Source organism: Pseudovibrio sp. Ad46 (genome assembly GCF_001623065.1).
Classification (GTDB): Bacteria; Pseudomonadota; Alphaproteobacteria; order Rhizobiales; family Stappiaceae; genus Pseudovibrio.
This window is the reverse complement of record NZ_LMCG01000050.1, coordinates 387810-401381: the sequence shown is the minus strand read 5'-3', so window position 1 is coordinate 401381 and position 13572 is coordinate 387810. Positions and strand designations below refer to the sequence as shown.

Here is a 13572-nt window from a genome sequence, read left to right as displayed (position 1 = left end):
GCATGAGAAACTACGCGAAGAAGACGCGGCGAAAAAAGTATACAGCATGTCTAACCTTAGAAAAAAGCCTACTCTAGACAAAGACTTAGATAAGTTTTCCAGGCTAGAGCTGGCCGGCAACGCAATGGCACGTCCATTGGTTGCTCCTGCGGTCGCATTTGTTTTTCTAATGTTCGCTATGGCGATGGCTGGTTTTTATGTCTCTGACCATCCAAACGCTATTATTATTGTTGCTGCTGCAGGTATTGGTGCCTATCTGGCGATCAATATCGGTGCAAATGATGTAGCCAACAATGTGGGCCCATCTGTTGGCTCTAAAGCTCTTACCATTGGCGGCGCCTTGCTGCTTGCTGCCATTTTTGAGAGCGCTGGCGCTTTGATTGCCGGTGGTGACGTCGTGAAGACGGTCTCCAAGGGCATTATCGACGCAACGCAAGTGACAGATTACACAGACTTTGTGAAGCTGATGCTCGCGGCGCTGATCTCTGCGGCTGTCTGGCTGAACCTTGCAACATGGATCGGCGCTCCCGTCTCCACCACCCACTCTATCGTTGGTGGCGTGATGGGCGGCGGTATTGCTGCTGCTGGCTTTGGCTCTGTCAGCTGGGGGACCATGTCGGGCATTGCAGCAAGCTGGGTCATCTCCCCGGTTCTTGGCGGTATTATTGCGGCCCTGTTCCTGGCCTTCATCAAATCCTTTATTATCTACCAACAAGACAAGATTGCTGCTGCCCGTCGCTGGGTGCCGCTGTTGATCGCGATTATGGCCGCTGCGTTTGCTACTTATCTGGCAATGAAGGGCCTGAAGAAGATCGTAAAGATCGACATTGAGGTCGCTCTGCTGCTTGGCGCAATTGCCTTTGTTGCTGCACTGGCTATTTGTCGTCCGTTAATCCGCAAGCAGTCTGAAGGTATGGAAAACCGGAACCAGTCCCTGCGTATCCTGTTCCGCTGGCCTTTGATTTTCTCCGCAGCGCTTCTTTCCTTCGCCCACGGTGCGAACGATGTTGCGAATGCGATTGGTCCTCTTGCTGCGATCGTGCACACCGTTCAGGAAGGTGGCATTGCGAAAGCTGTGACAATTCCTCTCTGGGTTATGCTGATCGGTGCGTTTGGTATTTCTTTCGGTCTGATGCTGTTTGGTCCTAAGCTGATCCGTATGGTCGGAGAGAAGATTACTAAGCTGAACCCGATGCGCGCTTACTGCGTCTCCCTTTCTGCTGCGATCACAGTGATCTTCGCGAGCTGGCTGGGACTACCGGTGAGCTCTACTCACATTGCCGTTGGCGCAATCTTCGGCGTTGGCTTCTTCCGTGAGTGGTACACAATGAAGTCCAAGCGTCGTATTGCTTTCGTGAAAGAAAGCACCGGCATGGAAAGCTATAAGCAAAACACTGTGAAAGAAGACGAAAAGCGCCGCATGCTGGTGCGTCGCTCGCACTTCATGACCATCATTGCGGCTTGGGTAATTACGGTTCCCTTGGCCGCAATCCTGTCAGCCGCTCTGTTCTACGTGCTGGATCTCTTCGTGTTCTAAGCAGGTTTCACAGTTGTACGATTTAAGAAGCCCGGAGGCCCTCGCCTTCGGGCTTTTTCTATGTGCGCATTGGCTGTAGTTTTATGGTGAGGATTGCAGCGTCTCAGTAGAGCATTTTAAAGGGGTCGTAGAGCGCTAGCTTGCACTTAGGGTGGCCTATGTCGAGATTGAATGAGGAGCGCTGTCAGCAACCTTCCTTGCTCGTTTTAATCAAAGAGCGGTGCTGCTGAATGAGACGTGCGACAGTAGATGCAAATGGAGCGCTACTTTGTGCAGATTTGAGGGCACAAAAGCATAAAAGGCTGCGATGCTGACTACTTAAATTATGAAATTTAGGGGAAGAAGAAGGGAAGATGGTCGGAGCAGCAGGATTCGAACCTGCGACCCTCTGGTCCCAAACCAGATGCGCTACCAGGCTGCGCTATGCTCCGAACTAATCTTCGGGTCGATAGATGGTCGGAGCAGCAGGATTCGAACCTGCGACCCTCTGGTCCCAAACCAGATGCGCTACCAGGCTGCGCTATGCTCCGATCTATCTTCGTGTTGATGAATGGTCGGAGCAGCAGGATTCGAACCTGCGACCCTCTGGTCCCAAACCAGATGCGCTACCAGGCTGCGCTATGCTCCGATCTCATCAACGTGACGCCCCGCGGCGTCTTGTTGAGGCAGGTATATAGGCAGAGTTTTAAAGCTTGGCAAGCGTGTTTTATAGTTTTTCCCAAATCATGCGAGAAAATTTCAAAAACTGCATCCTGCTGTTGAAAAGACTGAAATTTCAGAGGCTTAAACAATGTGCGTGAAGACTGTGAAAATTTTAGCTTTTCTGCGACATGCAGGCAAAAAAAGAGGGTGAGCGCAAAAGGCTCACCCCAAGTACATTCCAGAGACCCGCAATCGGGGTCTACAATCGCCAAACAGAGGTCAATAACAAAACTTGAATATTGAACTCATGTTTTAAATCGCAGAAATAACCTGAGTGGTCAAGTCATATTTTAAAAGAAAATCAGAAGAGAGTGGATTAGTTGCTTGAAGCAATCACGTGGCCGCGCTTAACCAGCCATGCATCTGCCCATTCAGCAGAATTGCGACGCTCTTTTTCTGAGGCGAGAGAAAATGCCTTCTCGTGGAGAGAGACGATCCATGCATCATTATCACCGCCAACCACTTGCCGGCGTGCCAGGGTCATCCATTTGAGGCCTGTCATGCGTGCGGTTGTCAGTTCTTCTGTAAAGTACAGCAGTTCACCAAATTTGGCCTGCGCTCCGACATGGCCTTTTACGGCTGCGAGCTTCAACCAACGTGCAGCCAATCGGCGGTCATAATCTGGCAGCTTATCGTTGAGATACATGATGCCGAGATTGTACTGCGCATCCGCATCGCCAAAGTAGGAGGCAGCGTAGGTGAACACCTCACGTGCTTTGTGCGTGTTCTGTTTAACCGGGCTGTCGCCAATACCTGTCAGGAAGTAGCGGCCCAGTTCAACAAGAGCGCTTGCGACAAATGGGGCTGAGCGTGCTTTGGGGCCATCGGAAGAATATTCGCGCACGACCTGGGAAAAATACTGGAACGCCTGAAGATCATCTTCTGGCACACCGTCTCCTTGCGCGTACATCCTGCCGAGCTTCCAGGCTGCCATAGCCTGTCCGTTTTCAGCAGCGTAGCGAAGTGGAGAGAGTGCCTTGTCTTTTTCACCGGAATAGTAAGCGCGGGCCCCTTCCCTCAAGGCTTGCTGAGGTGTGACATTTGCCATCTGATTGACGGCAGCCATTGCACTTGCACTTTTGTTGGTATCCAGAGCATGTGCACTGTTGAGTGCGAGAAGAGTAAGAACCGAGGCGAAGCTCAAGCTTGTTACAAGACGCGTCAACGCATTGTGGTGCGTTCCCATTTCATCTTTAAACAGAGCTTTTATCAAAGTGCCTCACTTGACCACTGCCTACTTGTCAGTGGTTCTGACTTCTTATCTTTTCATACCGTCGCTGTGTGATCAGGCTATGAAAGGAAAAAATGTCAATTTTGTTTCCAAAGGTGACATACCTTCAAATTGTCACAAATGATCTTACAAATGCCTAGCTTTCTATCTGATTGACAAAAATCCTACACAGTTCGACCATCTCTCAAACATGGACAAGGCAAACTATCCAATTTGCCATTCATGAACCAGTGTCAGTTTCCACCATTCGGGTCAGCGCAAAATGCTGTTGCATGCTCGCAACAATCTGCAGCAGATGACGTAACTGCCGTGTGTATGTCCGGTGTAAAGTTTTGATCACAGGCCTTGGGGCAATCACAAATGCTATTTGTATTTTCGCCGCGAATGGCGCATATGGCATCAGATGCCCGCTTTTGGTGGGGTTCGGCACATTCAGGTAAGCGAAAAGGCGTATGTCTGGCGCTTACCCACAAGGAACAAGAGTAGAACTCCGGCAGATCTTTGCCCTTTTCTCTCAGTCCTGCAAGACTGCCGTTTGATTCGAGACTATTTAAGCGCAAGACCAAAGAGGTACGATGAGCACGCCTGATGATCTGTTTGCAGATGTTACCAAAAGCATGGATGAGCTGACATCCTCTTCTGGCAGCACTGAGAAGAAACAAGCACCAGCCGCAAGCGCACCGTCCTCACCTGCAAAGCCATCATCCGCAGGCAAGGCCGCTCCTATCGGCGCTGAGGGTGATTACACAGCAGCTGACATTGAAGTGCTTGAAGGTCTGGAGCCTGTGCGTCGCCGCCCGGGAATGTATATTGGCGGCACGGATGAAAAGGCGCTGCACCACCTGTTCGCTGAAGTGATTGACAACTCCATGGATGAGGCCGTTGCAGGCCACGCCAGCTGGATTGATGTCTCTCTGGGCGATGATGGCTACCTGACCATTACTGATAATGGCCGCGGTATCCCGATTGATCCGCATCCTAAATATAAAGACAAGTCCGCGCTGGAAGTCATTATGACGACCCTGCATGCCGGCGGTAAGTTTGACAGTAAAGTCTATGAGACCTCTGGTGGTCTGCATGGTGTGGGGATTTCCGTTGTCAACGCGCTTTCTGAGGAGCTGGTTGTTGAGGTTGCGCGTAACCGCAAGCTGTATCGCCAGACGTTCCGTCGTGGCCTTGCTGATGGCGGCCTTGAGCTGGTTGGTGATGTTCACAACCGCCGTGGCACCATGGTGCGGTTTAAGCCGGATGCGGAAATATTCGGCAAGACGCTCAAGTTTAAACCTGCCCGTTTGATGAAGATGGCGCGTTCTAAGGCCTACCTGTTTGGCGGTGTGGAGATTCGTTGGCGCTGTGCCAAGGCTCTTGCTGATGAAGCCAATGGAGTGCCTGAGACTGCGACTTTCCATTTCCCTGGCGGCCTGAAGGATTACCTGGAAGAGGCTCTTGGTAAAGAGCGCCGTGTTACTGACGAAGTTTTTGCAGGCCGCACACAGGCGACAGGTAAGCATGGCTCAGTTGAATGGGCTGTTGCCTGGTTTGCTGGCGACGGGTTCGTCAACTCTTATTGTAACACTGTTCCAACACCAGAAGGTGGGACGCATGAAACGGGCCTGCGCTATGCCCTGCTCCGCGGTCTGAAGGCGTATGGCGAGCTGATTGGCAACAAGAAGGCTTCCATTATTACGGGTGACGACGTTTTAACGTCAGCAGCTGGTATGCTTTCCGTGTTCGTGCGCGAGCCCGAGTTTGTTGGTCAGACAAAAGACAAGCTGGCCACAAATGAAGCAACTCGCATCGCTGAAAATGCTGTCCGCGATGCGTTTGACCACTGGCTGACCGCTTCTCCTAATCAGGCAAACAAACTGCTTGAGTGGGTGGTTGATCGTGCTGAAGAGCGCTTGAAGCGTCGCCAGGAGAAGGACGTCGCGCGTAAAACTGCAGTTCGTCGCCTTCGTCTGCCCGGCAAGCTCGCAGATTGCTCTACAAGCAAATCTGATGGCACTGAACTGTTTATCGTGGAGGGTGATTCCGCGGGTGGTTCAGCGAAACAGGCTCGTAATCGTGCAACACAAGCCGTTTTGCCATTGCGTGGTAAGATCCTGAACGTTGCGAACGCTGGCCGGGACAAGCTGGTCGCAAACCAATTGCTGTCAGATCTCATTCAGGCACTTGGGTGTGGGACGCGATCTAACTACGATGACAAAGATCTGCGCTATGAGCGCATTGTCATCATGACTGATGCGGACGTTGATGGGGCGCATATCGCAGCCCTTCTCATCACATTCTTCTATAAAGAGATGCCGGATCTAGTCAATAACGGTCACCTCTACCTTGCTGTTCCTCCGCTGTACCGGATCAGTCAGGGTGGTAAGACGCTTTATGCCCGGGATGACGAACATCGTGAGCAGCTTTTGAAAACCAGCTTCAAGAAAAATGGCAAGATCGAAATTGGCCGCTTTAAGGGCCTTGGTGAGATGTTGCCTGCTCAGCTGAAGGAAACCACCATGGATCCGAAGCGTCGGACGCTGCTTAAAGTGGTTGTTGGCGAGGATGAAGTGAGTGAAACCCGCAATGCGGTTGAGCAGCTGATGGGCAATAAACCTGAGGCGCGCTTCAACTTTATTCAGGAACGAGCAGAGTTCGCGACTGATCTGGATATTTAAAAGACACTTAATTCTGAATAGTTGCTGAGTTTTGCGTAGGTTATAACTCGGCAACCTTGGCATAACTTGAAGGAATATATCGGTTATACCGCAGAATTTATTGACAACGCTGCTTAGAAATGTAGTGTTCCGCCAAACTGGTTGGAGAAACCTGTAACTCATACGGCTTCCAGCTTCTCTCCTCAATTATCGTAAAGAACATGAAATATGTCGTTTTCCACTCTCGGACTTAGTGAGAAAGTTCTCGCCGCTGTAGAAGCCTCTGGCTATACAGAACCGACTGCCATTCAGGCAGGCGCCATCCCTTACGTTCTCGAACGTAGAGATGTCCTCGGGATTGCTCAAACTGGAACCGGGAAAACGGCAAGCTTTACGCTGCCGATGATTACTCTTCTGGAAAAAGGCCGTGCGCGCGCCCGGATGCCAAGAACTCTTATTCTTGAGCCGACCCGTGAGCTTGCAGCGCAGGTAGAAGACAACTTCAATCGATATGGCGTCAATCACAAGCTGAACGTCGCACTGCTGATCGGCGGTGTTTCCTTTGCTGAGCAGGACCGCAAGCTTGAGCGTGGCGCTGATGTTCTGATCGCAACACCTGGCCGCCTGCTTGATCATTTCGAGCGCGGTAAGCTGCTGTTGCAAGGCGTTGATATCCTCGTGATCGATGAAGCCGACCGCATGCTGGACATGGGCTTTATTCCAGACATCGAGCGCATCTGTAAGCTTATCCCGTTTACGCGTCAGACCCTGTTCTTCTCAGCAACTATGCCGACTGAGATTCAGCGTTTGACTGACACGTTCTTGCAGAACCCAGCAAAGGTGGAAGTGGCGAAAGCTTCTACAACAGCGGATACTGTGACGCAGCGCATTGCGGCGGCTGATGCGGAAGACTACGAGAAGCGCGCGAAATTGCGCGAGCTGATCGAAGGTGCTGAAGATCTGCAGAATGCGATCGTGTTCTGTAACCGCAAACGCGATGTAGCTACCCTCTTCCGTTCACTTGTGCGTCATGAGTTTTCTGTTGGTGCACTTCACGGTGACATGGACCAGCGCTCTCGCATGACCATGCTGGACAACTTTAAAAAGGGTCACATCAAGGTTCTGGTGGCCAGTGATGTTGCTGCACGTGGTCTTGACATTCCAACCGTGAGCCACGTCTTTAACTTTGATCTTCCTATTCATGCAGAAGATTACGTCCACCGTATTGGACGTACCGGTCGTGCAGGCCGTGAGGGTACTGCGATTTCCATTGTGACGGGCAAGGACCAGAAAGCATTGCAAGCGATTAACGACGTGATTGGTAAAGAGCTCGAGTGGGTCGGAGAGCCGGTTGATTTCTCCAAGCCTGCCGATGACAAAAAGTCTCGCCGCCGTTCTACCCGCACTCCAAAAGAAAAAGGCCGCTCACGCAAGCCTAAGGCTGAAGTTCAGGAAGCAGCCGTACAGGAAACCGAATCTGTACCAGCTGGCCTTGAAGAGCAACCGGTGGTTCCAATGCATGCTGAGCGCCGTGCTGCTCCCCCTCGTCCAAGAGGCGGTCGCCGCGCTAATCAACCTAAAGATGATGCGATTTTCCGTAATGCAAGCCACGTTCCGGCCTTCCTGCTGCGGGAAACTCGTTCCAAAGTTCAAAGCCGATAGCCCATTTTTCTGAGGTTAACCACTGGTTAGGTATATCCCATTAAATAAGCTAATGTTAAATTAGCTTATTAATTATGGGGTAGCCCTTTCCGTGACGCGGTGATGCAATCATGAGTCAAGAAGACGAGTTCAAGCGTACGATTGTTTATGCAGACAGTGCGCTCGATTACATCAAGACGAATAAGCTTCCAGCGTTTCCACGCAACTATGAGCTGTGGTATTCTTACGCTTCCGGGTTTAACCGGGCCCTGAACCGGACCATCAATAAGATTCTTGCCCGTGATGGCAAAATTTCTCCTGAAGAGACTCAGAAGATCTATAATCGCTTTTTGTCGCCGAACCGTTTGGGTGAGCGCATTGACGAAGTTGGCGACAAGATCTCTGAGGAAGTTCGGGAATTAATTTCTGCGCTTGATAAGGGAACACTCAAAACCACCGAATACGGTGAAGAGCTGGCCCGTACATTAAGTGCTCTTGAGAACGTCAGTGATCGTTCTCAACTTTCCCAACTTGTCATTCATCTTGCAAAACTGACCACTGAAACTGCTGAAAGCAATCAAGAGCTTCGCGAACAGCTGGTTGATTCTCGCCGTCAGATCGGCGTCTTGCAGGAAGGATTGGAGGCGATCCGTTATGAATCGCTCACCGATGAACTGACCACACTGAACAATCGCAAGCATTTCGATCAGAGTCTTGTGCGTGCGGTTAAGGAGACAGAAGAGAGCCATGCTCCCCTCTCCTTGTTGATTTCAGATATCGATCACTTCAAGCAGTTCAATGACAACTACGGACACCAGACCGGCGACCAGGTTCTTCGACTTGTGGCGCTGGCGGTGAAGCAGAATGTCAAGAACAACGATATTGCGTGTCGTTATGGTGGTGAAGAGTTTGGCATCATTCTGCCAAGAACCACCATTGAAGATGCCAAGGTAATTGCGGAGAAGATCCGTAAGAACGTTGTGGCGAAAGAACTCGTGAAGCGTTCTACCGGTGAGAACCTTGGTCGCATTACTATTTCCATTGGCATTTCAACTTTCCGGCCTGGCGACAGTGCAGAAAGCATGGTGTCTCGTGCGGACCTTGCGCTTTATGCTGCCAAGAAAGCAGGCCGCAACCTCGTGAAAGCTGAGGAAGAGAAGAAGATCCCCAGCGTGACACAGGTTGCTTAAGCAGCACTAATTTTTAAAATAGAAACGTATTCGAGACGGCAGATCGTATGATTGCCGTCTTTTTTTGTCGGCTATCCAAGGCCGAAGAGGCTTTCGCACTCTCCTTGGCTTGAGCAAGTTGGCGAATTGCCTTCGCAATCCATCGTGTCAGCTGGACTTCATCCTCGACAATATTCAGCGGAACCGAATAGAAGTTCGTCGGGAAATATTCTCCAAAACACTGATGAATGTAAGGCAGCTGGCCAGTCAGCAAAAAATCAGCCACGTTATTGGATCCCGCTTTGAGATAGAGTGACTTTTCGCGAACAAGGGCAAACATTTTGCCATTTGTATAGTATCCGTGACCACCAAACATGGGGCGGCAACGGATATTCTTCAGGAATACCGGGCGTTTATCAGATAGAAAGAATGAGGATAAAGACATAAGCAATCACCAAAAGATATAAATATATTGAAAGCTTGCAATATTCAGTCGAAGACCGACAAGATTATTGCTTGTTTCATCCACTCACAGAAATGTGATGTGTTCTTTTGAATGATTATAGCTCGAGGCCCATCTGCCAGAAATTGGCCTCAAGTCTAGTGGCCTCTCTAAATATTCTAGACAATTTGGCGTAGCGTGCCTCAGTCGCATAGAGTGCGCCGAGATCATCGATTTCCTTCACCGCATCAGCGGCGAGTTCCTGATACTCATCACTAGAGTATTCTTTGATCCATTCTGCATATGGATTGCTTGGATCTATTGCCCCATCTTGCTTTGCCAGCTCGGCACCGATTTCACCGTAACCAATAGCGCAAGGTGCGAGTGCGACTTTCAAGTCGAGCATATCGCCCTTCATTGCGGTGTCGAGAACATACCGGGTGTATGCAAGATTTGCTGGCTCTTCCGGAGTTGCGACAATCTCGTTTTCAGACAGCCCCCAACTTTCGCAAAGGCGGATGTGAAGGCCCATCTCTACTTCAAGGATGCCTTTTGCGGAGGAAAGACATTTTCGCATCTGAGCAAGGTCAGTGGACTTGTACATGCCAAGCGCATAAGCGCGGGCGAACTCAATCAGGAAGAGATAGTCTTGGACGAGGTACTTCTTAAACGCTGCAATTGGCAGAGTTCCATCGCCAAGGCCCTGGACAAATTCATGTTTGGTGTAGGAATGCCACGTCTCGAGATTATCGTTTTTCAATGAATTAAAAAGAGACACGGCATCCCACCTATTGCCGTAGCTGCTCAGGCTTGAGCGCTACTAGTTTTTCTGAGCGAACTTTGAAAGATCAGCTGGCAGCAGCTCTACGGATTCGCCGCAGCCGCACGCAGAGACTTCATTTGGATTTTTGAACGTAAAACCAGAGCGGAATTTTGTCGTTTCAAAACCCATTTCCGTTCCAAGCAGATAAAGCGTAGCTGCTGGATCAACAAAAACTTTTACGCCTTTATCTTCAACAACATCATCGCCCGACTTTGCTTCTGTCACCAGATCCAGTTCGTATTCCATGCCCGCACAGCCACCAGTTTTTATGGCGACACGCAAACCGAGTGGATCGGCATCACTTGCTTCAAGCAAAGTACGAATATAATCAGCTGCTTCGTCCGTCAGCGATAGTACCTGAAATCCTGAGGCCATTTTGCACCCTCCATGGGCACCTCAACACTGTCGAGGTGCCATACATTGTAAGCGCTATTCGAACCTTAGAAGAAGTTCAACGCAACGCGAGCTTCGTCAGACATGCGGCTTGGATCCCATGGAGGATCAAAGGTCATATCCACTTGCACGGTGCCAACGCCTGGTACAGAGCTTACTGCGTTTTCTACCCAAATTGGCATTTCGCCAGCAACCGGGCAGCCTGGAGCTGTCAAAGTCATGTCGATTTTGACAGCGCGGTCGTCCTCGATATCAACCTTGTAGATCAAGCCAAGCTCGTAGATATCGACCGGAATTTCCGGATCGAATACGGTTTTCATCGCAGCAATGATATCGCCGGTCAAACGCTCCAGCTCTTCCGCAGGGATTGCGGAGCTCTGGTTGATTTCCGGAGTTGTCAAAGGTCCGTCAGAGAACTCGCTTGTTTGTGTGTTGTCTGTCATAGGTCCTAACCAAACATCATCTGCGCTTTACGCAAGGCTTCTACCAGGCGATCGACTTCATCATGGGTGTTGTACAGGCCAAAACTTGCACGGCATGTACTGGTCACGCCGTAACGCGCCAGCAAAGGTTGCGCGCAATGCGTACCGGCCCGAACTGCAACGCCCGCTCTGTCAATCACCATCGAGATATCGTGGGCGTGAACCCCTTCAATCTCAAAGGAGAAGATCGATCCCTTATCCTTGGCATTGCCAAAGATCTTCAGGGAATTGACTTCCTTTAAGCGCTGCTCTGCATAATCACGTAGGGACGCTTCATGCAATGCGATATTTTCGCGTCCCAGACTCTCCATATAGTCAAGGGCGGCCCCTAATCCAATAGCCTGAACGATTGGCGGGGTACCAGCCTCGAAACGATGCGGAGCTTCAGCATAGGTGACAAGACACTCGGTCACGTCCTTGATCATCTCACCACCGCCCTGGAATGGACGCATCTTGTTGAGAATCTCTTTCTTGCCGTAGAGCACGCCGATGCCGCTTGGACCGTAGAGCTTATGCCCGGTGATCGCATAGAAGTCACAGCCAATATCCTGAACGTCGACAGGCATGTGCACTGCACTTTGCGAGCCGTCAATCAGGACTTTTGCACCACGTTCGTGTGCAAGACGCGTGACTTCCTTCACTGGAACCACAGTTCCGGTGACGTTGGACATATGTGTCATCGCGACGATTTTGGTGCGATCTGTCAGGAGTTTTTCAAACTCATCCAGCAGAAACGTACCATCTTCCGCAATGGGTGCCCATTTGATGACAGCGCCTTTGCGTTCCCGCAGGAAGTTCCAAGGCACGATGTTGGAATGGTGTTCCATGATGGAGATGATGATCTCATCGCCTTCCTGGATGTCATCTTCCAATCCATAGGACACCAGATTGATTGCTTCAGTCGTCGACTTTGTAAAAACAATTTCGTCAACGCTTGGAGCATTCAGGAAACGGCGCACGGTTTCGCGTGCCGCCTCAAAGTTTTCGGTGGCTGTGTTCGACAGGTAGTGTAAGCCACGATGCACATTGGCATATTCCTGGGTGTAGGCTTTGGTGATTGCATCAATCACCGCCGTCGGCTTTTGGGCTGACGCACCATTATCCAGGTAGACCAACGGCTTGCCATAGACCTCCGTTGAAAGGATCGGAAAATCTTTCCGAACCTTATCAACGTCGTATGGAGCTGTGAAAGCCGTGTTGTCGACCTTGGTCATTCGCTCACCATATCATCGGCATGAAGCCAACTGCGTGTCATTGCTTCCAGCAATTCTACACACTGTTCCTCTTCAAATTCCTCAATAGCTTCTGAAAGGAATGCGAGAACGAGGATTTTGCGTGCCTGAGCTTCTGGAATACCGCGTGCCATGAGGTAGAACAGCAGGTCTTCATCAATGTCGCCGGTGGTGGATCCGTGGGCGCACTGAACGTCGTCCGCAAAGATTTCCAGCTCAGGTTTGGCATTGATTTCAGCGGTATCGCTCAACAGAAGCGTTTTGATCATCATCTGACCATCAGTCTTCTGAGCAGCTTGTTCCACAATGATCTTGCCCTGGAAAACTGCGCGGGCTTTGTCGTCGACGACAGAGCGGTAGTATTCGCGGCTTTCACATCCTGGAACGGCATGCTTCACAAACAGTGTGATATCAGCATGTTGGTTGTCTTTGAGCAGAGATGTTCCGCGCAGGCCAGCATGGGTGCCCTCGCCCTTGAACTCAAGGAAGAGCTGGGCACGAGAGAGCGATGCGCCTTCATTGTAGATGAAGTGCTGGAAATTGGTTTCCGCACCCAGCTCAATGCTAAGCGTCTCGATATGCTGCGCTTTTGCGCTTTCCACCTGCAGCTTCAGCCAGTGCACATCTGCTTTATCACCAACCTTGACCTCTGTGAGGGCGTTGGACTGGTAAGCAGCGTCGGCATCGCCTTCAAAGCTCTCGATAATGAGCGCCTTTGCGCCCGAACCGATCTCAACCGTGGTGCCTGCATAGGAGCTGACCTGGGAACCGTCGGTGTAACGAACGATTTCAATCGGCAGCTCAATCTTTGCATTTGCATCGATCTTGATGCTGATGCCGCCCTGAACCAGAGCCTGATTGAGGTGCGCCATGGCATCATCGGTGCCGAGCTGTGCTGCCAGGAAGCCGTTGGTCTGAGCGATGCTCAAGCCTGCAACATCCTGATCTGAAGACAGTTCTGGCGCGTAGCGACCGTTGACGATGGCAATGCGATGGGTCTTCAGGTCACCAGCACCCTTCAAAGCCTCAGCTTTGGGAGCGGTTTTTGAAGCCAATGCAAATGCATCGTTCATTTTGGTGCGCAGGTCTGTGTAGTGCCACTCTTCAACGCGGCGATGTGGGATACCTTTCGCTTTGAAAGCATCCCACGCCTGTTTGCGTTGATTTGCGTTTTCCTGCGTTGTTTGCGCGAAAATTGCGTCGAACTGAGCGTTCAGGCTCTGCTCTGCTTTTGTCTCTTTGATATTTGCCGGAGCATTCATCGGTTACCCTCCA

Annotated in this window: 11 protein-coding genes and 3 tRNA genes; 4 read left to right on the top strand and 10 right to left on the bottom strand. The window is 50.8% G+C overall.

Annotated elements, in window-relative coordinates:
* Positions 1-46 precede the first annotated feature (46 nt).
* Positions 47-1537 carry an inorganic phosphate transporter gene (locus PsAD46_RS16235; protein ID WP_193775952.1) on the top strand — a complete coding sequence of 497 codons (1491 nt, stop codon included), beginning with the start codon at positions 47-49 and terminating at the stop codon, positions 1535-1537.
* Between the two features lie 354 nt (positions 1538-1891).
* Here PsAD46_RS16235 and PsAD46_RS16230 read toward each other — a convergent pair.
* From PsAD46_RS16230 to PsAD46_RS16215, 4 genes are all read right to left on the bottom strand, one after another.
* Positions 1892-1968: transfer RNA gene (locus PsAD46_RS16230), tRNA-Pro, on the bottom strand.
* A gap of 22 nt (positions 1969-1990) precedes the next feature.
* Positions 1991-2067, bottom strand: a tRNA-Pro gene (locus PsAD46_RS16225).
* 21 nt (positions 2068-2088) lie between these two features.
* Positions 2089-2165, bottom strand: a tRNA-Pro gene (locus PsAD46_RS16220).
* A 390-nt stretch (positions 2166-2555) separates the two neighbouring features.
* Complete coding sequence (locus PsAD46_RS16215) at positions 2556-3452, bottom strand: tetratricopeptide repeat protein (RefSeq protein ID WP_208980920.1); 897 nt, start codon at positions 3450-3452, stop codon at positions 2556-2558.
* Between the two features lie 593 nt (positions 3453-4045).
* On the opposite strand from PsAD46_RS16215, the gene parE reads away from it, so the two are divergent.
* From parE to PsAD46_RS16200, 3 genes are all read left to right on the top strand, one after another.
* A complete protein-coding gene (parE, locus tag PsAD46_RS16210) occupies positions 4046-6136 on the top strand; it encodes a DNA topoisomerase IV subunit B (RefSeq protein ID WP_063304935.1) in 2091 nt (696 codons plus the stop codon).
* Positions 6137-6343: 207 nt separating this feature from the next.
* Positions 6344-7777: a DEAD/DEAH box helicase gene (locus PsAD46_RS16205; protein WP_063304934.1), complete on the top strand. Its 1434-nt coding sequence runs from the start codon at positions 6344-6346 to the stop codon at positions 7775-7777.
* 110 nt (positions 7778-7887) lie between these two features.
* Positions 7888-8946, top strand: a complete 1059-nt coding sequence (locus tag PsAD46_RS16200) for a GGDEF domain-containing protein (RefSeq protein ID WP_063288643.1) — start codon at positions 7888-7890, stop codon at positions 8944-8946.
* Positions 8947-8959: 13 nt separating this feature from the next.
* Here the strand turns inward: PsAD46_RS16200 and PsAD46_RS16195 are convergent, their stop codons facing one another.
* The 6 genes from PsAD46_RS16195 to sufD all read right to left on the bottom strand — a co-directional run bounded on the left by PsAD46_RS16195 (position 8960) and on the right by sufD (position 13559).
* Positions 8960-9370 carry a TfoX/Sxy family protein gene (locus PsAD46_RS16195; protein ID WP_084404432.1) on the bottom strand — a complete coding sequence of 137 codons (411 nt, stop codon included), beginning with the start codon at positions 9368-9370 and terminating at the stop codon, positions 8960-8962.
* Positions 9371-9485: 115 nt separating this feature from the next.
* Positions 9486-10145, bottom strand: coding sequence for a thiaminase II (gene tenA / locus PsAD46_RS16190; protein WP_063292040.1), 660 nt, complete (start codon positions 10143-10145; stop codon positions 9486-9488).
* A gap of 42 nt (positions 10146-10187) precedes the next feature.
* Positions 10188-10565 carry an iron-sulfur cluster assembly accessory protein gene (locus PsAD46_RS16185; protein ID WP_057465160.1) on the bottom strand — a complete coding sequence of 126 codons (378 nt, stop codon included), beginning with the start codon at positions 10563-10565 and terminating at the stop codon, positions 10188-10190.
* 65 nt (positions 10566-10630) lie between these two features.
* Positions 10631-11026 carry an SUF system Fe-S cluster assembly protein gene (locus PsAD46_RS16180; protein ID WP_063288640.1) on the bottom strand — a complete coding sequence of 132 codons (396 nt, stop codon included), beginning with the start codon at positions 11024-11026 and terminating at the stop codon, positions 10631-10633.
* 5 nt (positions 11027-11031) lie between these two features.
* Positions 11032-12279, bottom strand: coding sequence for a cysteine desulfurase (locus PsAD46_RS16175; protein WP_063292039.1), 1248 nt, complete (start codon positions 12277-12279; stop codon positions 11032-11034).
* Positions 12276-13559 carry a Fe-S cluster assembly protein SufD gene (gene sufD / locus PsAD46_RS16170; protein ID WP_063292038.1) on the bottom strand — a complete coding sequence of 428 codons (1284 nt, stop codon included), beginning with the start codon at positions 13557-13559 and terminating at the stop codon, positions 12276-12278. Before sufD ends, PsAD46_RS16175 begins: the two co-directional genes overlap by 4 nt.
* Between the last annotated feature and the right edge of the window lie 13 nt (positions 13560-13572).